General features: G+C 42.3%; 26 protein-coding genes. 4 read left to right on the forward strand and 22 right to left on the reverse strand.

Annotated features, from left to right (window positions below):
- The 5 genes from ACE01R_RS11660 to ACE01R_RS11680 form a co-directional block, all read right to left on the reverse strand.
- Positions 1–251: GTP-binding protein (locus ACE01R_RS11660; RefSeq protein WP_395549464.1), on the reverse strand; the 251-nt coding region annotated here is incomplete at its 3' end.
- 96 nt (positions 252–347) lie between these two features.
- Positions 348–2,483 carry an elongation factor G gene (fusA, locus tag ACE01R_RS11665; protein ID WP_395551357.1) on the reverse strand — a complete coding sequence of 712 codons (2,136 nt, stop codon included), beginning with the start codon at positions 2,481–2,483 and terminating at the stop codon, positions 348–350.
- A gap of 130 nt (positions 2,484–2,613) precedes the next feature.
- Positions 2,614–3,084: a 30S ribosomal protein S7 gene (gene rpsG / locus ACE01R_RS11670; protein WP_016657334.1), complete on the reverse strand. Its 471-nt coding sequence runs from the start codon at positions 3,082–3,084 to the stop codon at positions 2,614–2,616.
- Positions 3,085–3,262: 178 nt separating this feature from the next.
- Positions 3,263–3,637, reverse strand: coding sequence for a 30S ribosomal protein S12 (gene rpsL / locus ACE01R_RS11675; RefSeq protein WP_004648013.1), 375 nt, complete (start codon positions 3,635–3,637; stop codon positions 3,263–3,265).
- Positions 3,638–3,815: 178 nt separating this feature from the next.
- Positions 3,816–5,243: an EcsC family protein gene (locus ACE01R_RS11680; RefSeq protein WP_395551358.1), complete on the reverse strand. Its 1,428-nt coding sequence runs from the start codon at positions 5,241–5,243 to the stop codon at positions 3,816–3,818.
- Between the two features lie 281 nt (positions 5,244–5,524).
- Here ACE01R_RS11680 and ACE01R_RS11685 point away from each other — a divergent pair, with 281 nt between their 5' ends.
- Both ACE01R_RS11685 and hemJ read left to right on the forward strand, forming a co-directional pair.
- Positions 5,525–6,754, forward strand: coding sequence for a beta-ketoacyl synthase N-terminal-like domain-containing protein (locus ACE01R_RS11685; RefSeq protein ID WP_395551359.1), 1,230 nt, complete (start codon positions 5,525–5,527; stop codon positions 6,752–6,754).
- A 70-nt stretch (positions 6,755–6,824) separates the two neighbouring features.
- Positions 6,825–7,277, forward strand: a complete 453-nt coding sequence (gene hemJ / locus ACE01R_RS11690) for a protoporphyrinogen oxidase HemJ (protein ID WP_395551360.1) — start codon at positions 6,825–6,827, stop codon at positions 7,275–7,277.
- Between the two features lie 63 nt (positions 7,278–7,340).
- Here hemJ and ACE01R_RS11695 read toward each other — a convergent pair whose 3' ends face one another.
- The 4 genes from ACE01R_RS11695 to ACE01R_RS11710 form a co-directional block, all read right to left on the reverse strand.
- The gene (locus ACE01R_RS11695) at positions 7,341–8,798 is read right to left on the reverse strand and encodes an amino acid permease (RefSeq protein WP_395551361.1); all 1,458 of its coding nucleotides are present in this window, start codon (positions 8,796–8,798) and stop codon (positions 7,341–7,343) included.
- Between the two features lie 138 nt (positions 8,799–8,936).
- Positions 8,937–9,296: a RidA family protein gene (locus ACE01R_RS11700; RefSeq protein WP_395551362.1), complete on the reverse strand. Its 360-nt coding sequence runs from the start codon at positions 9,294–9,296 to the stop codon at positions 8,937–8,939.
- Between the two features lie 51 nt (positions 9,297–9,347).
- Positions 9,348–10,445 (reverse strand): alanine racemase, encoded by a 1,098-nt coding sequence (gene alr, locus ACE01R_RS11705; RefSeq protein WP_395551363.1) that lies wholly within the window; start codon positions 10,443–10,445, stop codon positions 9,348–9,350.
- Positions 10,446–10,481: 36 nt separating this feature from the next.
- On the reverse strand, positions 10,482–11,741 hold the full coding sequence (locus tag ACE01R_RS11710; protein WP_395551364.1) for a D-amino acid dehydrogenase: 1,260 nt from the start codon (positions 11,739–11,741) through the stop codon (positions 10,482–10,484).
- A 137-nt stretch (positions 11,742–11,878) separates the two neighbouring features.
- Here ACE01R_RS11710 and ACE01R_RS11715 point away from each other — a divergent pair, with 137 nt between their 5' ends.
- On the forward strand, positions 11,879–12,343 hold the full coding sequence (locus ACE01R_RS11715; RefSeq protein WP_086197651.1) for an Lrp/AsnC ligand binding domain-containing protein: 465 nt from the start codon (positions 11,879–11,881) through the stop codon (positions 12,341–12,343).
- A 59-nt stretch (positions 12,344–12,402) separates the two neighbouring features.
- Here the strand turns inward: ACE01R_RS11715 and ACE01R_RS11720 are convergent, their stop codons facing one another.
- Complete coding sequence (locus tag ACE01R_RS11720) at positions 12,403–13,047, reverse strand: HAD-IA family hydrolase (RefSeq protein ID WP_395551365.1); 645 nt, start codon at positions 13,045–13,047, stop codon at positions 12,403–12,405.
- Between the two features lie 101 nt (positions 13,048–13,148).
- On the opposite strand from ACE01R_RS11720, the gene ACE01R_RS11725 reads away from it, so the two are divergent.
- Complete coding sequence (locus tag ACE01R_RS11725; protein ID WP_395551366.1) at positions 13,149–13,916, forward strand: hydroxymethylpyrimidine/phosphomethylpyrimidine kinase; 768 nt, start codon at positions 13,149–13,151, stop codon at positions 13,914–13,916.
- Between the two features lie 157 nt (positions 13,917–14,073).
- Here ACE01R_RS11725 and ACE01R_RS11730 read toward each other — a convergent pair whose 3' ends face one another.
- The 12 genes from ACE01R_RS11730 to ACE01R_RS11785 form a co-directional block, all read right to left on the reverse strand.
- Positions 14,074–14,409, reverse strand: a complete 336-nt coding sequence (locus ACE01R_RS11730) for a YegP family protein (protein ID WP_395551367.1) — start codon at positions 14,407–14,409, stop codon at positions 14,074–14,076.
- A gap of 280 nt (positions 14,410–14,689) precedes the next feature.
- Positions 14,690–15,052 carry a 5-carboxymethyl-2-hydroxymuconate Delta-isomerase gene (locus tag ACE01R_RS11735; protein WP_395551368.1) on the reverse strand — a complete coding sequence of 121 codons (363 nt, stop codon included), beginning with the start codon at positions 15,050–15,052 and terminating at the stop codon, positions 14,690–14,692.
- 192 nt (positions 15,053–15,244) lie between these two features.
- Positions 15,245–15,586, reverse strand: a complete 342-nt coding sequence (locus ACE01R_RS11740) for a zinc ribbon domain-containing protein YjdM (protein WP_086197656.1) — start codon at positions 15,584–15,586, stop codon at positions 15,245–15,247.
- A 95-nt stretch (positions 15,587–15,681) separates the two neighbouring features.
- Complete coding sequence (locus ACE01R_RS11745) at positions 15,682–16,029, reverse strand: DUF488 domain-containing protein (RefSeq protein ID WP_395551369.1); 348 nt, start codon at positions 16,027–16,029, stop codon at positions 15,682–15,684.
- Between the two features lie 10 nt (positions 16,030–16,039).
- Positions 16,040–16,492 carry an SRPBCC family protein gene (locus ACE01R_RS11750; RefSeq protein WP_395551370.1) on the reverse strand — a complete coding sequence of 151 codons (453 nt, stop codon included), beginning with the start codon at positions 16,490–16,492 and terminating at the stop codon, positions 16,040–16,042.
- A gap of 219 nt (positions 16,493–16,711) precedes the next feature.
- On the reverse strand, positions 16,712–17,092 hold the full coding sequence (locus ACE01R_RS11755; protein ID WP_395551371.1) for a ribonuclease E inhibitor RraB: 381 nt from the start codon (positions 17,090–17,092) through the stop codon (positions 16,712–16,714).
- A gap of 152 nt (positions 17,093–17,244) precedes the next feature.
- Complete coding sequence (locus ACE01R_RS11760) at positions 17,245–18,198, reverse strand: DUF4041 domain-containing protein (protein WP_395551372.1); 954 nt, start codon at positions 18,196–18,198, stop codon at positions 17,245–17,247.
- Between the two features lie 223 nt (positions 18,199–18,421).
- Entirely contained in the window at positions 18,422–19,087 is a 666-nt protein-coding gene (locus ACE01R_RS11765; protein WP_395551373.1) for an RluA family pseudouridine synthase, read from the reverse strand.
- A 78-nt stretch (positions 19,088–19,165) separates the two neighbouring features.
- On the reverse strand, positions 19,166–19,612 hold the full coding sequence (locus ACE01R_RS11770; RefSeq protein WP_395551378.1) for a hypothetical protein: 447 nt from the start codon (positions 19,610–19,612) through the stop codon (positions 19,166–19,168).
- Positions 19,613–20,213: 601 nt separating this feature from the next.
- Positions 20,214–20,927, reverse strand: a complete 714-nt coding sequence (locus ACE01R_RS11775) for an SIMPL domain-containing protein (RefSeq protein WP_395551391.1) — start codon at positions 20,925–20,927, stop codon at positions 20,214–20,216.
- 120 nt (positions 20,928–21,047) lie between these two features.
- Complete coding sequence (locus tag ACE01R_RS11780) at positions 21,048–21,296, reverse strand: DUF6868 family protein (RefSeq protein WP_395551458.1); 249 nt, start codon at positions 21,294–21,296, stop codon at positions 21,048–21,050.
- Positions 21,297–21,834: 538 nt separating this feature from the next.
- The gene (locus ACE01R_RS11785; protein ID WP_395551392.1) at positions 21,835–22,536 is read right to left on the reverse strand and encodes a DUF1003 domain-containing protein; all 702 of its coding nucleotides are present in this window, start codon (positions 22,534–22,536) and stop codon (positions 21,835–21,837) included.
- Between the last annotated feature and the right edge of the window lie 140 nt (positions 22,537–22,676).

Below are 22,676 nucleotides of genomic sequence, written 5' to 3' on the forward strand. Positions count from 1 at the left end.
CCTGGGCAGTCTACGTGAGCGTAGTGACGAATTGGAGAATCGTATTCTACGTGTGAAGTATTAATTGTAATACCACGTGCTTTTTCTTCTGGTGCAGAGTCAATTGCTGCGTAATCTTTAGCTTCACCGCCGTAAGTTTTTGCACAGATTGTTGCAATTGCAGCAGTTAAAGTAGTTTTACCATGGTCGACGTGACCAATTGTGCCCACGTTTACGTGTGGTTTGTTACGTTCGAACTTAGCCTTAGCCATGAGATCTTCCTTATTAAAATACTTATGGAGGGTTAGCTCCATAAGTGATTTTGGTTTTTAACTATGAATTAGTTTGGGCTTATAGTAATCGAAAGATTACTCGTCGTCACCTTTTTTACCGCCAGTTTGGAACTTAGAAATGATGCCTTCAGCCACGTTACGTGGAGTCTCAGCATATTTAGAAAATTCCATAGAGTAAGTCGCACGACCTTGAGACATAGAACGCATTTGAGTCGCGTAACCAAACATCTCAGCCAATGGAACTTCAGCACGGATTGCTTTAGTACCACCAGGTAAATCGTCCATACCTTGAACCATACCACGACGACGGTTTAAGTCACCCATGATATCGCCCATGTAGTCTTCTGGAGTTTCTACTTCAACTTTCATGATTGGTTCAAGCAAGATAGGATCTGCTTTCATGAAACCATCACGGAAGGCATAAGAACCTGCCATTTTGAACGATAATTCGTCAGAATCGACATCGTGGTAAGAACCGTCGAACAATGTCGCTTTAATGCCTACAACTGGGTAACCAGCCAAGACACCATTCTTCATACGTTCTTGAATACCTTTGTCAACCGCACCAAAGAATTCTTTAGGTACTACACCGCCTACTACTTCTTCAGCGAATTCGTATTCTTTACCAGCGTCAGTATCCATCGGTTCTAAACGTACATATACGTGACCGAATTTACCTTTACCACCAGTTTGACGTACGAACTTACCTTCTTGCTCAACAGTCTTTTTGATTGTTTCGCGGTAAGCTACCATTGGTTTACCAATGTTCGCTTCAACGTTGAATTCACGTTTCATACGGTCAACAAGAATGTCAAGGTGAAGCTCACCCATACCCGCAATAATAGTTTGACCAGATTCTTCGTCTGTGCGAACACGGAACGATGGATCTTCTTTCGCCAAACGGCCTAAAGCGATAGACATTTTTTCTTGGTCAGCTTTTGTCTTAGGCTCTACAGCTAAAGAAATTACTGGCTCAGGGAATTCCATACGCTCTAGAGTGATGATGTTTTTCTCATCACAAAGTGTATCACCAGTAGTAACGTCTTTAAGACCTACACATGCAGCGATATCACCAGCGCGGATTTCTTCAACGTCTTGACGTTCGTTCGCGTGCATTTGCACGATACGGCCGATACGTTCACGTTTAGATTTAACTGGGTTATATACTGGGTCGCCTTGTTTAAGAACACCAGAGTAAACACGTACGAAAGTTAAGTTACCTACGAATTTGTCGTTCATGATTTTGAACGCAAGTGCAGAGAACGGAGCTTCGTCAGATGCTTCACGAACAGCTTTAGTTTCAGCTTTATCGTCAAGTACACCTTCAATCGCTTTAACTTCAGTCGGTGATGGTAAGAATTCAATTACAGCATCCAACATACGTTGAACACCTTTGTTTTTGAACGCAGAACCACAAAGCATTGGTTGAATTTCACAAGCCAAAGTTTGTTGACGAAGACCAGCAACGATTTGCTCTTTAGTCAAATCGCCATTGTTCAAATATTCGTCCATCAATTCTTCAGAAGCTTCAGCCGCAGCTTCAACCATGTTAGTACGCCATTCTTCAGCAGTAGCAACTAGGTCAGCAGGGATATCGCCATATTCGAATTGCATACCTTGAGATGCATCATCCCAAATGATTGCTTTCATTTCGATAAGGTCAACAACACCTTGGAAGTTATCTTCAGCACCAACTGGGATAACTACAGGTACAGGGTGTGCACCAAGGCGAGTTTTCATTTGTTCAACAACACGGAAGAAGTTTGCACCTGTACGGTCCATCTTGTTCACGAATGCTAAACGAGGTACTTCGTATTTGTTTGCTTGACGCCATACAGTTTCAGACTGAGGTTGAACACCACCTACAGCACAGTAAACCATACACGCACCGTCAAGAACACGCATAGAACGTTCAACTTCGATTGTGAAGTCTACGTGTCCCGGGGTGTCAATTACGTTAATACGGTGTTCTGGGAATTGTTTACCCATACCAGACCAGAAACAAGTTGTAGCAGCAGAAGTAATGGTAATACCACGCTCTTGCTCTTGTTCCATCCAGTCCATAGTTGCTGCACCATCATGTACTTCACCTAGTTTGTGAGATACACCTGTGTAGAACAAGATACGTTCTGAAGTGGTCGTTTTACCAGCATCGATGTGAGCTGAGATACCAATGTTACGGTAACGAGAAATTGGGGTTTGACGAGCCATGATTTCTTGCATTCCTAAATTTTGTTGTTTAAAACAGGACGCTTTAAGTTGCTAGCAACTTAAAGCGCTTTGATGAAATATTGGTGACAACCAATACGTCACCCTCCTGAGTAAGGCCTGTTTTATCCGCTTAGAAACGGTAGTGAGAGAAGGCTTTGTTGGCTTCAGCCATACGGTGCACATCTTCACGTTTTTTAATCGCTGAACCCTTACCTTCAGCTGCATCAAGCAACTCGCCAGCAAGACGTAAAGCCATTGTTTTTTCAGAACGCTTAGCAGCAGCATCTACTAACCAACGCATAGCTAGGGCAGTACGACGGGATGGGCGTACTTCCATAGGCACTTGATAAGTAGCACCACCAACACGGCGTGCTTTTACTTCAACCATAGGACGAACTTTTTCAAGAGTAGTCTCGAAAAATTCAACTGGGTCTACTTTATTTTTTTCTTGAACGCGGTCTAAAGCACCGTAAACGATACTTTCAGCAATAGATTTTTTACCATCTTGCATTACGTGGTTCATGAATTTAGCGATTGTTTGGCTGCCGAACTTAGGATCCGGAAGGATTTCACGGGCAGCGACTACGCGACGTCTTGGCATTTTAATACACCTATAAATATGACACTTCAGGTTTATCCAGCATGAGTACAAAGTGTCATGTACATTCGCTGGCCTTACTACACGTCGCTTGAATTTCACAAAATTAAATGCAGAAATCAGACAAGCGAGACGATAAAGGATTGCGGTTCTACGTTCTTAAGAAGCTAATCTAAAAAGATTATTTCTTAGGACGTTTAGTACCGTATTTAGAACGAGACTGGTTACGATCTTTAACACCAGCGCAGTCTAAAGAACCACGAACGGTATGGTAACGTACACCTGGTAAGTCTTTAACACGACCACCACGGATAAGCACAACACTGTGCTCTTGTAGGTTATGGCCTTCACCACCGATATAGCTTGATACTTCAAAACCAGAAGTTAAGCGAACACGGCAAACTTTACGCATTGCTGAGTTAGGTTTTTTAGGTGTAGTTGTGTAAACACGTGTACAAACACCACGACGTTGTGGACAAGCCTTCAACGCAGGAACTTTTGATTTTTCAATCAAAGTCGTACGACCCTTACGGATCAACTGATTTGTTGTTGCCATTTGGCAATTCTCCCGTTAATAAAAAGCCTCAAAAAAATACCACTTTTTGAGGGCACACAATTGTAAGCGAAGATAGTAAAATGGTCAATATTCGAGGCCATGTCAAATATTGACCACTTACCTGTATATTGGTCAGTAGACGCTTTTTTAAAGACGCAATTCCAGACTTTTATGCACTCTATTTTGTAACTTTTTTCTTCGTTGGTTTAGGTGCTTCATTTTGTTCGGATTGCGAAGCAGCAAGTTGCGTACGGTCTGCTTCAATTCCCTCAACATCTGCCTGCGCATATTCATCTATTTCCGATTCATCAAACGGTATGGCGGGTTTTTGCGGTTCAACCTGTGCATGAGGCTCAACCATGTGTTCAGCCAGGTACCCCAATCCTTGTTCTACCCGCTGACCTTTGCGATCGTCATCCACAATGACATCATCTGCTTTCTTTTTAATGGTCACTTTAGCAATAGTGCCATGTCCTTCCACTGGAATGTCCTGATCAAGCTTAAGCTCGCCGGAACTTAGGTCGTTTTTAGTAAAGGAGTTTAATAATCTTGGCGTTGCCTGTGCCAACAATTCCAGGGATTTTTCATAAGCCGCAATAGGAGATAATTCTACCCCTTGATGCTGCTGCAAATAACTTCTGGCATGGGAAAATATTTGCTGGGCCTTTTGGTTGACATCTTCAACCAGTTTCCAGCTATAGGCTGCACCTATACCCGCTCCGGCAATAGGCGTTAATTTACTGATCAATGAAAGGTTTGGGAGGTGATTCAACCAGTTCCATTTCATGTCGCCATTTTCATTGACCAGCCATTTTTTCAGTGGCTCGCTATCATTGCTGGAACCCAGCATGTTTTGTAATTGTGCAGTGTCATTGGTTTGCAGCATATTAGACACGATTTTCAGTGCCATCAATACACTCTGTTTTTCCGCAATCTGGCCCAAGTCGATTTGTTTAAACACAAACTGGACAATATCCTGTTCGGTGTCTTTATTCAGCTCAAAGCCATAGGCACGCCCGACCTGATAAATCATGCGTAAAGACATCAGCAGTGACAAAGGTACGTCAATCGCTGAACCGACCACGCCTGTAGCACCCGTAACAGCACCCTGTATAGAAGCAAGCCATTTATTTTGTTCAGCCAGAGCCTGGCTTAGTCGTTTGGAGCGATCGACATCTTGAGTCAGTTCTTGCAAATCTTTTGCTCCTGCCTGATCCAGCACAGTATCTACAGAACTCAGATTTGAAGTGAAATGATTTAGATGTTCAAAAAAATAGTCCGACAACTTGTCTGAAAAATCCGGCGAAACAAAAGTAGCCACACGATTCACTTTACTATACTGACGACCCAACAATTGTCTGGAGACATTGGGTAAATACTCGCGCATCATCTGTTGAGGATTATCATATTTTCTGGATTCAAATACGCTTTGAGAACGAGCACTTCCTTCAATGACATGACCATTACTCAAGGCCCCGGAAGCCTTACCAGCACGCTCGGCAGCCGCATGATTCAGTGCACTCATTCCTGTTACACTGATCTTTTTAGCCACTCCCAAAGCATTGGAAAAGAATCCACCTGAATGTTTATTATTGGTATCTGCCATTCTTTTACCCTCATCTTCTATTCTTACAATTATTGATAAATACTAGGTGTAGTCTAAGTTTATCTCAATATGAATGTGTATCTTTTAGTTAATCATTCCACATAAACATTACAGATACATACTGTCGAAATAGGCATAAAATTTGCCATAAGAATTCAAAAACCTTTCTGCTATCATGAATGCAATTCAAAGACACGAGTAATGCGCTGGATGGAGGTTTTTACTTTTCTCCCTGAATCAGCTGCCTTTACTCAAAATATCACCATATAAGGGATCTGTAGATGAAGCGTGTTGTAATCACTGGTATGGGTATCAACTCATGCATTGGTAATTCTTTAGAAGATGTCACTCATTCTTTACAAAACGGGATTTCTGGAACACGTTTTAACCCGACTTATGCAGAATTAAACTTTAAGAGCCATGTCAGTGCAGCCGCTGAACAAGAGTTTGATCACATTGACCGCAAATTGAAACGCTTCATGGGCGTTTGTGCCATGTATGCCTATAACTCAGCTTTAGCTGCAGTTGAACATGCCGGTTTAAACGTTGATGATTTAGCGGGTAACCCACGCTATGGTATTACTGGTGGTTCAGGTGGTGGTTCAACTGCCTCTGTGATTGAAATGAACGAACTATTGCACACCAAAGGTGCGCGTAAAGTCGGTCCTTTCTTTGTACCGCGCAACATGACCAACACCATTACTGCAAACGTAGGCGTTGCTTTTAAATTACAAGGTGTGGCACATACCATTACCAGTGCATGTGCAACTTCTGCCGATGCCATTGGTTATGCTTACAACCTGATCCAGTTAGGCAAACAAGATTTAATGCTTGCTGGTGGTGGTGAAGAAGATCACTGGTCACAAAGCCTGCTGTTTGATGCGATGGGCGCGCTTTGCTCTAAATACAATGACACACCAGAAACAGCTTCTCGCCCATACTCTGCTGACCGTGACGGTTTCGTAATTGCTGGTGGTGGCGGTTTCGTGGTGCTTGAATCACTTGAACATGCACAAGCACGTGGCGCAAATATTCTGGCTGAAGTTGTTGGCTATGCTGCAAACAGCGATGGTGCAGACATGGTTGCGCCAAGTGGTGAAGGTGCAACACGCTGTGTGCTTATGGCTTTAGAAGAAGCAAAACAGCACGGCGTAGATAAAATTGACTATGTCAATACGCATGGTACATCTACTCCAGCAGGTGACATCACAGAACTTAAAGCAATGGAACGCGCTTTTGGTGAAGGTCAGGTTCCTCCACTGAGCTCGACCAAGTCAATGACAGGTCACAGCCTGGGCGCTGCTGGTGTTCAGGAAGCAATTTATTCTGTCTTGATGATGCAAAATGACTTTATTGCACCAAACATCAACGTGACTGAACTGGATGAAGGCGCAAAACCATTTGATATCGTACTTGAAAAACGTGACGCAAAATTGAATACTGTGATGAGTAACAGTTTCGGTTTTGGCGGTGTAAATGCCTGTCTTGTTTTCAAAAAATGGGAAGGCTAAGCTAAGAATTGTTGATCATTCAGCAATGGATGATCAACTTCTGCCACACTGCCCTTAAAAGGGTGAATGGATGGATGCTCCTTCTGATGCTTTCTTGTGGGTAAAAGCATTACATATTATTGCAGTCGTTTGTTGGTTCGCGGCATTGTTCTACCTGCCACGTTTATATGTTTACCATGCCATGAGCGAAGATGTCGTCAGTCATCAACGTTTCGAAGTCATGGAGCGCAAATTGTACCGTGGCATCATGTGGCCAGCGATGGTCGCCACACTGATTACGGCACACTTCCTGGTCGATTGGGGTGATGCAACGCAACATTACCATGAAGCCCTCTGGTTCTACTTAAAAATCGGTTTAGTGGGACTGTTAGTAATTTATCATTTTATTTGCGGCTATTACCGCAAGAAACTGATTGGCAATGCGCATTACAAATCACATAAGTTCTGGCGCTTCTTTAATGAAATGCCAACCCTGATTCTCTTTGCAGTGGTGATTTTAGTAGTGGTTAAACCCACTTTCTAAGCATCAAAAAAAGCCCTCAATCGAGGGCTTTTTTATATCTGACAGAAACTATATGAGAGAAACTTAGTTCAACATTTCCTGATTGCGTTTTAGCATCTCTCGATGACGTTTCAGCATCCGCGGTTTATACAGTAACTGATAGGTTACTGCCAAAATAATTAACCAAATCGGACTGATCATCAGGGCACGTAAGGTATCGGCTTCCAAACTTAAAATAATCAAAGTAAAGAACAAGAACACCAATACCACATACGACATCCAGATTCCGCCCGGCATTTTAAAGTTTGACTTGGCATGCAACTCTGGGCGCAGTTTACGGTAACGGATATAGCACACCATAATGATGCTCCAGATACTGATAAACAAAATCACGCACAGTGAACTTGCCAAAGTAAAGGCTTCAACCGTATTCGGTACAAAGTATTGTAATGCTGCACCCGCCATAATAAAGGCACAAGAGAACAATAAACCTTTGGCAGGTACGGCACGCTTAGATAATTGTGCCAGGTTTTGCGGCGCCTGCCCCTCTCTCGCCAAGCCAAACAGCATGCGTGACGTTGAAAACACGCCACTGTTCATGGATGACATGACCGATGACAGCACCACCAGGTTCATGATAATGGCAGCTGCACCAATGCCTGCATGCATGAACAGCGACACAAACGGACTTTGATCCGCAGGAATCTGGTTCCAAGGCGTCACCGACATCACAATGAATAGCGACAACACATAGAACAGAATAATTCGGGTCGGAATGGCATTCACCGCTTTGGGCAAGTTCTTTTCAGGGTCTTGGGTTTCTGCCGCCATGGTTCCGATCAGTTCCACACCGACAAAAGCAAATAAGGCAATCTGGAAACCAGCCAGGAATCCGCTGCCACCTTGCGGGAACATGCCGCCATGCGACCAGACATTGCTAAAGCTGGCAAGCGAACCGCCCGGTGCATGAAAATGGTTAAACACCATAAAACCACCAATACCAATCAGCCCTAAAATGGCCAAAATCTTGATGAGGGCAAACCAGAATTCAATTTCGCCAAACAGACGTACGGCGAGCATATTAATGCCCAGCACCAGTAACACGCAGGCCACGCTAATCATGGCCTGTCCGGATGGGGTAAAGGCCATACCTTCAGGCAGCCAAAAGCTGAGATAGTTGATAATAGCAGCCAAATCCGCGATGCCGACCAGCACCCAGCCCAGCCAGTACGACCAGCCAATATAGTAACCTGCACCCGGACCAATCAGGTCATGTGCCATGTCGATAAAGGATTTGTAGTGCAGGTTGGAGAGTAAAATTTCACCCAATGCGCGCATCAGGAAAAAGAACATGGTACCAATGATCGTATAGATCAATAAAATTGAAGGGCCAGCCAGGGAGATGGTTTTGCCTGAACCCATAAACAAGCCTGTTCCAATTGCACCGCCAATAGCAATGAGTTGCAGGTGACGGTTGGACAGTTTTCGTTGTAATTCATGCGATGATGCCTTGGCATCGTCTGCTCGTGGTGTAGTGGTCATAACTGAACATCCTTTTAACATACGATTGCGTGTAAACCATGTGCTTTACATTGCCAGTCATCCCAACCAGCGACATTTACACGCTAGGCAGCAAATCGGTCGCAACCGCTTTGCTGCCATATGGGGAGATTTTTTACATTAAGGCTGTGCCGCCGTTACCGCAATTTCAATCAACCAGTCCGGATTGACTAAATCTGCCTGAATGGTGGCACGTGAAGGAGGAGTACAACCTTTCATCCAGTCAATCCAAATGGCATTGACGGTTGAAAAGTCAGGGAGATTTTTAATATAAAGCTGTGCAGACAGCAACCGGGATTTATCCGTTCCGGCCAAAGCCAGCAGTTCATCAATAGTGGCTAAAATTTCACGAGTTTGACCAGCCACATCATTATCGGTGTTTTTGGGTACTTGTCCAGAAAGATAAACCACCTGATTAAATACCGTCACGGCGCTCATGACTTCGTTGCTATTGAACTTTTCAATATCGCTATGGGACATATACATTTCCTTGTATCAATGAATTGAATAAATGATCTGATTTTCAAGAATTTAATCTTGAACAAAATTGACTCTGGCTGTGACTGCACACATCAACTCATAACCAATGGTGCCTGAACCGGCAGCGACCTCATCAATACTGAGCACAACACCTTGGGAAGATTTTCCCCACAGCACCACCTCACTGCCCACACCCGCATCATGTATAGTCGTTAAATCTACCGCAAGCATATCCATACTGACACGACCGACTAAATGGCTGCGCTGACCATTCACCAATATTGGCGTTCCGGTTTTGCTCAGACGCTGATAGCCGTCGGCATAACCGCAAGCTACGATGCCAATAGACATCTCCTGCTCAGCAACAAACCTCGAGCCATAACCTACACTATCCCCCGCTTTAAGCTGTTGAATGGCAATGATCTCACTACGCAGACTCATTGCAGGCTGCAAATTCCAGTCATCAATGCTATGTGCAGGGAAATCGGGAGAACTGCCGTACAGCATGATGCCGCTACGGATCACATCTGAATTTAAATCTGCATGGCGAAGAATGGCGGCACTGTTACATACGGAACATGCGCCCGGCAGATCCTGAATGACGGCATCGAAAATTTGACACTGATGTTCAATACCCGAACGGCCCAAACGATCCCCGTCTGCATCCGAGAAATGCATCATGTGAGTGATGCTTTGAACATTGGCCAGTTTGGATAAGTGCTGCCAAATGTCACGGTAATGTTCAGCAGCAAAACCTAAGCGATTCATACCACTGTTCATTTTTAAATAAAGATCAAACTGCGCTGCTCTGGGGAACCGTTCTAACCATTCAATTTGATATTCGCTATGAAGGGTAAAACTCAAATTCAGCTCATCACAATCAAATAGGTCTTGCTCGGAAAAAATGCCTTCGAGCAATAGGATAGGCCCTTTCCAGCCCAGTGCACGGATACGTCTGGCTTCGGCAATATCTAACAGGGCAAAACCGTCTGCTTGCTTAAATGCTTCATACACGCGTTCAATGCCATGACCATAGGCATTGGCTTTCACCACCGCATAGACTTGGCTATTCGGCATTTCGGTACGGGCAACATTTAAATTGTGCTGCAGTGACTGGCTATGAATCACCGCAGTAATGGGACGTGGCATGTTGTTCTTCCTTGAATCAATATGACCTAAAACAGATTAGGCTGCTGAAGGATAACGTTGGATCGATAGACCTTCGGTACTGATGTCTGGTTGATGATTCATGACCAGGTCGCTGATCAACTTGCCTGAACCGCAGGCCATGGTCCATCCCAGCGTGCCGTGACCGGTGTTAAGGAACAGGTTTTTGAAACGCGTTGCGCCTATAATCGGGGTAGAATCTGGCGTCATTGGACGCAAACCGGTCCAGAATGTCGCTTCTGCCAGGTTTCCACCCGGGAATAAATCTTTGGTGACCATTTCCAGAGTCGCACGGCGGTCCTGATTCAAACCATGGTTAAAACCACTCAGTTCAGCCATGCCACCCACACGGATACGCTGATCAAAACGGGTAATCGCAATCTTGTAAGTCTCATCCAGCACCGTAGACTGCGGTGCAAATGCAGGATCAACAATTGGAATAGTGAGTGAATAGCCTTTCACCGGATAAACTGGCAGGTTCAGGTTTAATGGTTTAAGGAAATCGCGTGAATAACTACCAAAGGCCAAGACATAACGGTCTGCAGTAAGGACTTGTCCATTTACCACCACGCCCTTGATGTCATCGCCTTCCACCACCAGTTTTTCAACATTTTGGTTGAACTTAAACTCTACACCCAGCTCTTTGGCCAAGTTTGCAAGCGCATTGGTAAATAGGTAGCAGTCGCCGGTTTCATCATTTGGCAGATGCAGGCCACCGACCAGTTTATCTTTGGCAAATTCCAAAGCAGGTTCCACTTTGGCCAGGTCATCTTTGAGCAAAAGTTCATGCTCGACACCACATTCTTTTAATACCTGAATGTCGCGTTGAACCATGTCTAATTGTGCTTCATTGCGGAAGACTTGCAAGGTGCCTTTAGAACGGTTTTCATAGTGAATACCAGTCTCTTTACGCAGCTCTCTGAGGCAGTCACGGCTATACTCGGCCACCCGGGTCATGCGTTCTTTATTAATCGCATAGCTTTGTGGATTACAGTTCTTGAGCATTTGCGCCATCCACTGTAATTGCCACATGCTGCCATCCATATTAATCGCTAAAGGAGCATGATGCTGAAACATCCATTTGACCGCTTTGAATGGAATACCTGGCGCCGCCCACGGAGTGGAATAACCCGGCGAAACTTGACCCGCATTGGCAAAACTGGTTTCTTCAGCAGGACCAGACTGACGGTCCAAGACAGTAACGGTTGCTCCCTGTTGTGCGAGGTAATACGCACTTGCAACACCAATGACACCACTACCCAAGACAATTACATGCATTGCTTATCCCTAACGCATACTAGTTTATTTCACTAGTATATTTTTTGATTGATAGTTTTTTTCACTGTTTTAAGCACTATAATCTAGGTAATTTGATAGTTTTGTCGCGAAAAAATTCTAAAAAAAGGAAAATCATAATGCGTAAATTAGACCGTATAGATCAGCAGATTTTGGATATTTTGCAGCGCGATGGACGGATTGCAATTAGCGAATTGGCATCTCGGGTCAACCTGTCCACCACCCCCTGTTCGGAACGGGTCAAACGTCTGGAACGCGATGGCATCATCATGGGTTATTACGCGCGGCTGAACCCGCAACTGGTCGATCGCAACTTGCTAGTGTTTTTAGAAATCAAACTTTCTGCCAAATCAGGCGATGTGTTCGATCAGGTTGCACGCGACTTGGTGGAAATTCCTGAAGTTCTGGAATGTCACCTGATTTCGGGTGAGTTTGATTATTTGGTGAAAGCACGCTTAAAGGAAATGAGTGCCTATCGACGTCTTTTAGGTGATCTACTTAAAAAGCTTCCTTCCTCCGCTTCCTCGCACAGTTACATCGTGATGGAAGAAGTGAAGGAAAGTTTTTATTTGGATCTTCGTTAAGTCTTAAAGTAGTTTCATTCAAGGTAGATCAGAGGAAGCCATCTGCTCTGGTTTAGCAGTTAAACAAATTGAAGTAATTCAGCAAAGTTTTTAATCCGTGCTTTAGGTTTTGCCTCAGTGAGCTCCGCATCAGAACCATAACCATACTCTACCGCGATGGTATCTATACCATTGCTGCGAGCGCCAAAAATGTCATGCTCACGGTCACCAACCATCACACATTCAGCCGGATTTAACTTTTCCTTTTCAAGAATATAGGCAATCAACTCGCCCTTGTTGGTACGCTCACCGTTCAGCTCACTGCCGTATGCATAGTTAAAATATTGCAGCAAATCAAAATGTTCTAAAATTTGCTTGGCATAGATTTGAGGTTTTGCCGTAGCCAAATACAAACGGAAACCTTTTTGCTGCAAGGTTTGCAAAGTTGCAGCTACATCTTCAAAAACATGATTTTCATACAAGCCGGTCACAGCAAAACGTTCCCGATAGCCCATCAAGGCCTGTTCAGCCAAAACATCATCCACTGCAACATTTAAAATTTTCGCCAAAGAAGCCTGTAAAGGTGGGCCAATAATCCAGTCAATGTTGACCTCATCGGCAATCGGATGTCCTACTTTTGTCAAACCATAACGTGCTGAGGTGGTAATCCCCACTTTCGGATCAGTTAATGTTCCATCTAAATCAATCAAAATATTCTTAATCACCAACCGACCCTTCAACCTAAATTTTTACTTAACAAATACTATCGAGACTTGGCTCAAAGTTGCCTATACTAACGCAAATTTTGTGATTTAAGGACATCATTGTGCGCCCTACTGTACTTTGCTTTTCTGGTTTAGATCCATCCGGTGGCGCTGGCTTGCAGGCAGATATTGAAGCGATAGGCCAAAGTGGTGCACATGCAGCAATTGCCTGTACTGCGCTCACCATTCAAAACTCGCAACAGGTGTTTGGCTTTGAAGCCACTTCAAAAGAATTACTGTTAGCTCAGGCGCATGCCGTGGTGGGTGACTTACCAATTAAATGTGTTAAATCAGGCATGTTAGGAACCACAGATAATATTGCAGCGCTGGCTGAATTTTTACGTGAACATCCTGAATATTTATATGTGCTCGATCCGGTACTGGTGGCCAATAGCGGTGGTTCACTTGGCGATCAGGAAACACTGGTCAAAGCCTTTGTCGAACTGATTCCGCTAGCGACTGTCCTGACGCCTAATACGGTTGAACTTCGTGCCTTAACCGGTCTTGAAGATATCGACCAGGCTACAGCAAAACTTTTTGCCATGGGTGCCAAAGCGGTTTTAGTTAAAGGCGGACATGAAGATACCCCGGACTATATCCGCAATGCCTTATATATAGATGGCAAACTGGTTTCCGAAACCCGATGTCCTCGCCTTGAAGGTGAATATCACGGTTCAGGTTGCTCATTGGCCAGTTTCATTGCCGGCCGTTTGGCACAAGGCGATGATTTAAAACAAGCGGTGAATCATGCAGAAACCTGGCTGTTTGGCGTGCTGAAAAAAGCGGAATCTCCAGTACCAAATGGGCAGCGCATTCCTAAGCGTTTTTAAATCAATATTTCGGATTAAACTGATCATCAGCTCAGTACCTGACTTGAGGATCAGTTCCCGCCCTGATTTTTTCCCTCTATTTTGATGCCGTCAGAAAAAATAAAGCATGTATCAATACATGCTTTAATCTGAACTTGAATAGCAACGTTGATCTGATTTATTCGATCAAATCTTTAATGGTGGTACTAGAACCATTATTTTTTACCGACTCAATTCCTTTCTCACGCGATTGCTCACTTGAATAAAATTGACTGGTGCCAATAATTTGATGATTCGCTGCTTTTAAATTGAAATAGGGCTTACCATTTTTCGCTTCCAGACGTTCATAGCGACTATCCTCAGGGCTATTTTTTTGCACCGATTCAATGCCATTCTGTGCAGAAGCTTTGGTCTTGTATAATTCACTGCTCAGAATTACTTCCCCATTGCCAGCTTTCAAAACAAAGCGATATTGTCCATCGCTCGCCTGACTGACTTCATACCATCCCGCCATATAAAATACTCCCTTTGTTATTGTAAAAGTTATAAAAGAATCGAATTGTAATGTTTAAAAAATATTCTATTTATATTAAATATAAATGACTTTTTGCTTTTTAAAAAGCACATTTTATGATCATTATTTAAATTTATATTTGAATGATTTATCGTCTTAAATGGCCGCTTGGCTCTTTTTATCTAAGTCCAGTTTCTTTCAAAGCGCCGAGACATACCTTCAAGAGAATAAATTGCCCATTTATTCTCCCCCACCAGTTGATTCAATAACCAGCAAAGCCCTAAACAATTTTTTTAGCGTAAGTGGCTTTCTGCATTTCCAATATTTCCACACAAATCTGTACATTTACCTGGCTTTGGGCAGGGGGGATATGCTGTTCGAGGGTATGTAGAATCACTTGAGCAATTTGCTGTTGTAACTCCACACTACGTCCGGTCAATAAAGAAACTTTTGCATGTACATACGCTTGTGTAGCATCTGCCAAACCAAGGACATAATCGTGCTGGCAAATGGCACGGCTTTTTAGCTCATTCGCAGCCCCCACATAAGCCCCTTCAACCAGAGCCTGGTTTAAAGCAAGCAATATTGGTTTTGCCTGAAAATTTTCTACATTGTCTGAATATTCAAGATGGATATGCGGCATAACAAAAATTCTTTAAGAGAAATGACTAGGGGTTATAGCATGATGCAGGTTCAATTATACAACTGACCTGTCAAGGTTGAATTAACCATGCCTGTTATAAAAGATCCATCCCAAGATAATACATATGAACATTACTTCATAAAAAAAAGCTCTGATATATAACCAGAGCTTTTTGGTTTTTACTGTAGTGAATTAAGCTTTTTTCACAAATTCAGATTTTAATTTCATTGCACCAAAGCCATCAACCTTACAGTCAAGATCATGACCATCGCTTGAGTCAGGCAATAAACGAATGTTCTTCGCCTTGGTTCCCACTTTAATCACAGATGAAGAACCTTTAATTTTCAAATCTTTAATCAGGGTAACAGTATCGCCATCCGCAAGGACATTGCCATTTGCGTCTTTAATAATTGTAGCCTGTTCAGCACTGCTTTCGCCCTCTTTCCATTCATGAGCACATTCTGGGCAAATCAGCAAATCGCCATCTTGATAAGCATATTCTGAATTACATTTGGGGCAATTTGGCAAAGACATAAAAAACCTCAAAAACTCTATTATAACATTTTATCAGCCCATCTCCTGCTAAAACCTTATTAATATTATGGAATAAAAGTGGTCAGCAGGTGATTTCAGCTTTCTTCTAAAACCTGTTTGAGTACAATTACATGGTTATAGTTCTCACTTTTTGCCGCAGTGATGAGGCTGATTTTCTCTTGTTCAGCCAACTGCCGGATTTGCTGTAGCAGCTCTGTCTGTGACTGCAGTTCAGCCCTATAACATTGCTGAAACTCTTCCCAATGTTCCGGGTCATGCGCATACCATTTTCGTAGTTCGGTCGATGGTGTGATTTCCTTGGGCCATAGATCAATTTTGGCATCTGCCTTTTTAAGGCCTCGGGGCCACAGCCGATCGACTAAAATCCTTTTGCCATCTGAAGCCAAAACTTCGGCATAGGCACGCTTGATTTGAATTTGCATTGCAAGACTGCTACTGATCTGGAATTTCAGGAGTAACCAATAAAGTCAGAAGTTGCAAGGATTCCTGCCATCCCAAATAGCATGCTTCCACAGGAATGACTTCTGGAATGCCCGATTGGGTAATATGCACTTCTGTTCCCACAGACACTGCTTTTAACTGAATAATCACTTCAATTTCACCCGGTAAATTCGGGTCATCAAACTGGTCGGTATAGCGCAAAAACTGATTTGGAATGATTTCATGATAGGTGCCACCAAAGGAGTGGCTAGAACCGGTAGAGAAATTGCTAAAGGACATTTTATAGGTTCCACCGACTTTAGCATCCAGATGATGGACCTTAGCGGTAAAACCATGTGGTGCCATCCATTTGACCAGAGCATCCGGATCAATAAATGCTTTAAATACCCGTTCTGGTGGTGCGGTAAATACTCGATGCAGTTTAACTGTATTACTTTCGCTCATTATATTTTCCTTTGCTTATTGTTGTTTTTTCCGGAATAAAATTTTAGCACCGTTCTTTTCTGCTTCGGTATAGCCTTAGTAATGACTTAATTATACTTTTTATAATGTAGCCCTAAGCGCTTACACCCTTAGGGCTACATTATCTTTCAGTCCTGCAATACAGGTTTTGCTTCAATCTGAAGGACGGCAAGATTTTTCAACAGGATTGAACTGTTTGAACTAACTTCTAATTTCGCCTTCAAAATCTTCATCATCATAAACATAGGCCATACAACCCCAGCCATCATATTCACCGCCATACTGTTCAGCAATGCTGCCAAACCACTCTTCAAGGTCGACAATGTCTGAATATTCAGGTTCCATATAGACATAAATCGTGATAATCCACTCGACCGTGTCGGCTTCTTCATCTTCAAACAGGCTAATTTTTTGTTCTTCTTTGAGCAGATAAAGTGCACATTTTTCTGCCTGTTCTTGAGTTTGAAAAGCAATGGAAAATTCAATTTCATGGGCTTCGGTCAGGTCGTCGCCATCTTCAGCCATTTGCCAAAGTACATTACCATTTTCATCATCGGGGAATTGTTCAAAATCGCGTGTCATGGAGCGTTTCCTTATTGTAATTAGGTATCAGCTATATCATGCTCTACAGATTAGCTCAAGTTTGTTTCAGTTTATCAATTTGACCACCGCAATCGTGCTGATGAACTATCCCTTTTTCTACAACTTTTTATTTTTCAGCAGATAAGCTGGTTTTAGCCTTCTACCATCTGCTCTTGCAATTCACCGACTTTAGTCTGCTGCTGTAACTTGAATGCTAATACCAGAGCTGCAAGCTTAAACTCTTCCAGACGTAACTTTAAAAATGATTCATGAATTCGCGCATGACTGAATGCTGTTCCATAATGATTAATCAGGATAAAGTCATCTTGCAGCGCCTGAACAAACGCTCCCAGAGTGTCGTGGTCTAATTGCGATAAATACAGATCGGCCTTACTGTTAAACACATGAGTAACTAAAGCGATGGCAGAAAGTCTTCGATTTTCCTCGACATAATCACATTGACCCACCGTGTTTGCTGCAATGGCATTTTTTATTTTACGGCGAACTTCTGTTAACTGCTGCACGGCATGAATTTCATCATAGCCCTCAATCAATTGATCCAAAAGTGTTTGTACGGGATATAAATATTGGATGCCATAACCATGAATCTTGTTTTCCAATGCTTTGGAAATTACCGCCAGGTTCTCTTGTTCTACCGCTTGATGATAAAAACCACCTAAGCGTTCTCTGGCTTGGGCTTCTATATTAAGCCGGCTATTTTTTTCCAGTTTTTCCAGATAATGCCGGGTGTTTTCAATCTCTACTGTCATTTTTTCCAGCAGAAACTCTGCTTCAATTTTAGTGGCTTCGACAAAGCTTTCGACCTGGTTTTTTCGCTCTGCAACGTAATGTTCAATATCTAAAACATCTTGATACTGGCTCAGCTTTTCAACCCTGTTTTTTAAATTGCCAATCTCTATACGATAGCTATTTAGTTGATGATGCAGCTCATCATTTTGCTGTTCATGCTCTGCCAGATTATTTCGCGTGCGATCCAGATTCAGCTGTAAAGATTCAAGGTTGAGCTGTTTTTTTCTTATTCGTATGATTGCCCGATAAAGCAATCCCACCAAAATGGTGGTGGTTAGGATATATAGATAAATCATTATTATTATCTCAAAGAAATGTTTCACAGTATTTATTATTAGGTTGTTTTTCAATCACTAGAAACAGGGATATTGTGTGCGACTTATCTCACTTTTTTATTATTCCAAGATTTCCATCATCATAAATCAGTTGGCTGACAAGAAGAAGATCGCCCTCCTGCCATATATGTAACTTATTATTAAAATTGTAAAATACTGAAAAGATTATTATTTAACATATTGATTAAAAAGGAACTTTTACCTTAACTTCCACATCTTCACCAGTCAATGGCTGTTTAAAAGCCAGATAGCTGGCATGTAAGGCCATACGTTTTAATGGACTTTGGTAGGGTTCCGGATGATACAGCTTATCACCCGTGATCGGATGTCCAATATATTGCATATGCACCCGCAGCTGATGTGATCGCCCTGTAATCGGTGTTAGTAATACCCGGGTGATATCTTCCGTTTCAGAATATTTCAGGGCCTGATATAGGGTCTTGGCGGGTTTTCCCAATTCAAAATGCACGATTTGACGCGGCCGGTTTTCCCAGTCGGTAATTAATGGCACTTCGACACTGCCCTCGGCTTCGAGTTTGCCTTGAACCAGAGCAATATAGTTTTTTTTGACCGTACGTGCCTGAAACATTTTACTGACTGCCACTTCCGCTTCCCGGTGTTTGGCAAACATCAAAATACCCGAGGTGGCCATATCCAAACGGTGGGTAATTTTAGCATTGGGATATTTTTCCAGTACGCGAAAATAGGCACTGTCATGGTGTTCAGGCAAACGCCCTGGAACAGACAACAACCCTGCCGGCTTTTCAATCACCACCAGATCTTCATCTTCATAGACGATGGCAAGCGGTTCCTGAGGTGGCATATAAACGAAGTTGTCGTTGATGGGCATGGCAATACGGCATGTGGGAGAATGGGCGCAAAATAACAATCTCTGCTAAAGCTGTCAATGCTGCCACATCCCGTCAAATTATGCCTGTTTCTGTTTTTCCCGGATGCTTTTATAGTTGTCCTTCAGGGTGTCTAGCTGACCGTTTAGAAAATGGTTGAGATATGCTTTAGCCTGATCGAGACTGAGCTGTTTAAAAGCCACATAATCCTTGTGCTTTAAAGTGATGAGACCAAATAGATTCTTTTGCGGAGTAACAATTTCAATATCACTTTCCAGCTTAAATGCCAGCTGATCAGAGGCCGAATAGGCATTTAAGCTGAGACGCAGGCATTGCTGGGTATCAGCATCGGTTACGGTAAACGAGGTAATGGCCCCATTCATTTCCAGTTGCGAAACCAGTTGGCGACGCCAGTTGATTGCATCGAATTGGCTTAATATTTCTGTACGTTCAAATAATCCTAAAGCTTCTGCATCCTGCTCACTCAAATGCTGTGGATGACGAATTTCCAATTCGAATTTTTTCATTTTTATTGGCTCATTTTAAAATGATCGAATTTCATTCTAGCAAGAGTTTTTTCAGCCGACTATTTTGTTTTTTTATGCAAAATCATTTTATATCAATTGATAAGTATAGTTTTAATGATGCAATGCACATTCAGCTAGGTAAAATTTGATGCAGATTAAATAAATGAAAAGAAAAAGAATTGTTATTTTTTATTGTTTGGAAAATTTTTTAGGGTGTTAGGGAAAACGTCGTGGTTTACTTCAACTATCACACTTTGTAAGTGATGACCTTATAGCCTATAAACTTATGATCTATAGCGTCCTAAGCCGAATCGAGACCTTTTGGGTAAGTACTGCACTCACGTTGTACGCAACTGGCAGCAAGCTACTCTTTTCGATCCCTTTCACACCCTTGAGATATATGTTAGCCAAAGACGGTCGGGATTAATTTCCTCAGATTTTTAATTTTCCATCATTTTTGGTAATTTTTTTCTTTAAATAGACTATTAAAAGAATTTTTTATCTTCAGGGTTAAAATACAGGTGTTTTATTGCATAAAAATCAGGATTACTGGAATTTATCTGCAAACCAGACCGTCTTTTTTCATTACGTGTTGCCCAATTTAATCCGCCAGATAATAATCCACCGTCGACACGACACGGACTTTCTTTAAATACGGGGTATTGCTGTCGCGATCTTCAATGCTAAATAGGCCCTGATTAGCTGCCTTGATTTTTCCTAAACGGCTTTTGGAATCTGCAGCAAATTTTTCTGCCACACTGCGGGCATTTTGGGTCGCCTGTTCAATCATGGCCGGTTTAATGTCATTGAGCTTGGTAAATAAATATTCGGTTCGTTGTCCCGAATCATCGCCACCAAAGGCGATGCCCTTTTTACCCAAAGCCACCAGACGGCTTTGTGCCGCCCGCACTGCATCAATTCTGTGGGTATAAACAGTAATGGTTTGATGCGCGGTATAACGTAGCGCGACATTGGCATCGCCGCCATATTGCTGTGCATATTTATCGGTTGTGACCGGAGCAGCAGTAGTAATTTCCTGCGCGCTAAAACCTTCGGCTTTTAAAAATGCCTGTATTTGCTGGGTTTGTATTTCCATAGTGTCATACAACTGGGTCAGGTCCTGACTGGCCGAGCTAAAACGGATCGGCCATACTGCCACATCGGCTTTCACCTCACGTTCAGATAGACCTTTAACCGAGACGATACGTTCATACTGCTTAATTTTGACTGCACTACTGCCCAGAATCCATCCCGCAATAATCATCCCCAGGCAAATGAAAGCACCTAAAATCAGTGCGGGTTTAAATTGATTCATGGTCCCGAATTCCTCTTTTGTCTGCTTTTCTATTAGGGTTGTACTGTTTTTATAAGTTTATAAACGGCTGTTTAAAGATGGTCTAACCACATTGAAACATTTTAAATCATTCTGTCTGGCTTAGGAATTTCGTATCAGATATAAGGCGAGAAACGGCACCAGATTAAGCAATAAAATGCCAATTTTATATATAGCCATGCCGCCATAATGAATGGCATCAAAAGTGTTATCTGAAAGCTGGAACCATTTGCCATGCACCTGTTTCATCCAGTGACGGGCAAAAATAAACACCAAAAACCAGATCATTAATATGATGTAATTAATGAGTAAAGAACAAAGTAAAAAACGACTCCAAAAATCATCATTTATCATATTTATGGCCTGCCGGATGCTCGCTTGTATTTTCTAAATTAGCAGACTTTATGAACTAAAATGAACAACTGATTTGTATCTGGTTTTTTGAATGTAAATTCGATTTTTTATATTTTTATTTGCTGGAGAATTTTTTAGGGGTCAGGGAAAACATGCTGTTTTACTTCAACAATTACAACTTTGTAAATTATAACCTTATGCCTATAAATTTGTAATCTATAGCGTCCTAAGCCGAATCAAGACCTTGTGGGTAAGTACTACACTCACGTTATACGCAACTGGCAGCAATCTACTCTTTTCGATCCCTTCACACCCTTGAGATATAGAATAGTCAAAGACATTCGGGATTAATTTCCAAAGATTTACTCATTTTTATCATTTTCAGAATATTTTCCCGCTTTATCCATATTTATAGAAATTTTTCCCAATCCACTGCAAAATATTGCTTTTTATTGCGTCAAAACCCTATAGATTGCAATTTTTTCTCCACTTCAATCCATTACAGCATTGAAGATTAGCCTTAGCTCATAGACGGCTATTTCTTCTTGGTCATTTCTGAAAGTAAATCCAGTTGTATTTCCTGAATTTTAGCCAGACGATCCCACTGATGCATTAAAAGATGATCGAGTTTTTCATGTAAATGTCGAATCTCCAGTTCAGCTTTTAAGTTGACCTGATAATCATTTTGCGAACGCAAACGGTCTTTGGCTTCCTGTCGGTTTTGGCTCATCATGATTACGGGCGCTTGAATGGCTGCCAAACATGACAACATTAAATTCAATAAAATAAATGGATATGGGTCGGCAGGATGTTTCACCATTACCACAGTATTGACCAAAATCCACAGGGCCAAGAAAATGGCAAAGCAGATCAGAAAAGTCCAACTTCCGCCAAAACTTGCAATTTTATCAGCCAGTTTTTCTCCAAAAGTCCAATTCTGATCGAGCTTGTTCTCTATATTTTTGCTGATCAGCTCATGTTGTTGCATACTGTTCAACACTTCATATTCCAGATCAGTGACTTCACCTTGTTCAGATTTCAATATGGACTGCACATACTGCATACGGTATTTGGTTAAATCGGCTTGGCAAATAAATTCGCCAGGTGACCAATCCGGAAAATCCTTTGAGATTTCCTCTGTAATGACTTTACGAATTGTTCCGATCGGGACTAGGCTTTTTTTAGGAAAGCTTTTCTTGCAGACCATACATGTTTGACATTCTGTTTTTCCATTCATGCCCCATACCCTCTGTTTAATTTATGCTTCAATATGCCGCGACGTGATGATAATTTCCACGCTCAAATGAACATTTATTCCTCATAGCATTTTGGCAGAGAAAGCTTAGTTTTAAATTAATTGCCTGAATATTTTTAGAC

This window comes from Acinetobacter sp. BSP-28 (genome assembly GCF_044130285.1).
Classification (GTDB): Bacteria; Pseudomonadota; Gammaproteobacteria; order Pseudomonadales; family Moraxellaceae; genus Acinetobacter.

Bases quoted from the DNA above. Each gene is read 5' to 3' on its own strand.
- fusA (WP_395551357.1), bottom strand. From the start codon at position 2,483: ATGGCTCGTCAAACCCCAATTTCTCGTTACCGTAACATTGGTATCTCA.
- rpsG (WP_016657334.1), bottom strand. From the start codon at position 3,084: ATGCCAAGACGTCGCGTAGTCGCTGCCCGTGAAATCCTTCCGGATCCT.
- rpsL (WP_004648013.1), bottom strand. From the start codon at position 3,637: ATGGCAACAACAAATCAGTTGATCCGTAAGGGTCGTACGACTTTGATT.
- ACE01R_RS11680 (WP_395551358.1), bottom strand. From the start codon at position 5,243: ATGGCAGATACCAATAATAAACATTCAGGTGGATTCTTTTCCAATGCT.
- ACE01R_RS11685 (WP_395551359.1), top strand. From the start codon at position 5,525: ATGAAGCGTGTTGTAATCACTGGTATGGGTATCAACTCATGCATTGGT.
- hemJ (WP_395551360.1), top strand. From the start codon at position 6,825: ATGGATGCTCCTTCTGATGCTTTCTTGTGGGTAAAAGCATTACATATT.
- ACE01R_RS11695 (WP_395551361.1), bottom strand. From the start codon at position 8,798: ATGACCACTACACCACGAGCAGACGATGCCAAGGCATCATCGCATGAA.
- ACE01R_RS11700 (WP_395551362.1), bottom strand. From the start codon at position 9,296: ATGTCCCATAGCGATATTGAAAAGTTCAATAGCAACGAAGTCATGAGC.
- alr (WP_395551363.1), bottom strand. From the start codon at position 10,445: ATGCCACGTCCCATTACTGCGGTGATTCATAGCCAGTCACTGCAGCAC.
- ACE01R_RS11710 (WP_395551364.1), bottom strand. From the start codon at position 11,741: ATGCATGTAATTGTCTTGGGTAGTGGTGTCATTGGTGTTGCAAGTGCG.
- ACE01R_RS11715 (WP_086197651.1), top strand. From the start codon at position 11,879: ATGCGTAAATTAGACCGTATAGATCAGCAGATTTTGGATATTTTGCAG.
- ACE01R_RS11730 (WP_395551367.1), bottom strand. From the start codon at position 14,409: ATGGCGGGATGGTATGAAGTCAGTCAGGCGAGCGATGGACAATATCGC.
- ACE01R_RS11735 (WP_395551368.1), bottom strand. From the start codon at position 15,052: ATGCCGCATATCCATCTTGAATATTCAGACAATGTAGAAAATTTTCAG.
- ACE01R_RS11740 (WP_086197656.1), bottom strand. From the start codon at position 15,586: ATGTCTTTGCCAAATTGCCCCAAATGTAATTCAGAATATGCTTATCAA.
- ACE01R_RS11745 (WP_395551369.1), bottom strand. From the start codon at position 16,029: ATGCAAATTCAAATCAAGCGTGCCTATGCCGAAGTTTTGGCTTCAGAT.
- ACE01R_RS11750 (WP_395551370.1), bottom strand. From the start codon at position 16,492: ATGAGCGAAAGTAATACAGTTAAACTGCATCGAGTATTTACCGCACCA.
- ACE01R_RS11755 (WP_395551371.1), bottom strand. From the start codon at position 17,092: ATGACACGCGATTTTGAACAATTCCCCGATGATGAAAATGGTAATGTA.
- ACE01R_RS11760 (WP_395551372.1), bottom strand. From the start codon at position 18,198: ATGATTTATCTATATATCCTAACCACCACCATTTTGGTGGGATTGCTT.
- ACE01R_RS11765 (WP_395551373.1), bottom strand. From the start codon at position 19,087: ATGCCCATCAACGACAACTTCGTTTATATGCCACCTCAGGAACCGCTT.
- ACE01R_RS11770 (WP_395551378.1), bottom strand. From the start codon at position 19,612: ATGAAAAAATTCGAATTGGAAATTCGTCATCCACAGCATTTGAGTGAG.
- ACE01R_RS11775 (WP_395551391.1), bottom strand. From the start codon at position 20,927: ATGAATCAATTTAAACCCGCACTGATTTTAGGTGCTTTCATTTGCCTG.
- ACE01R_RS11785 (WP_395551392.1), bottom strand. From the start codon at position 22,536: ATGAATGGAAAAACAGAATGTCAAACATGTATGGTCTGCAAGAAAAGC.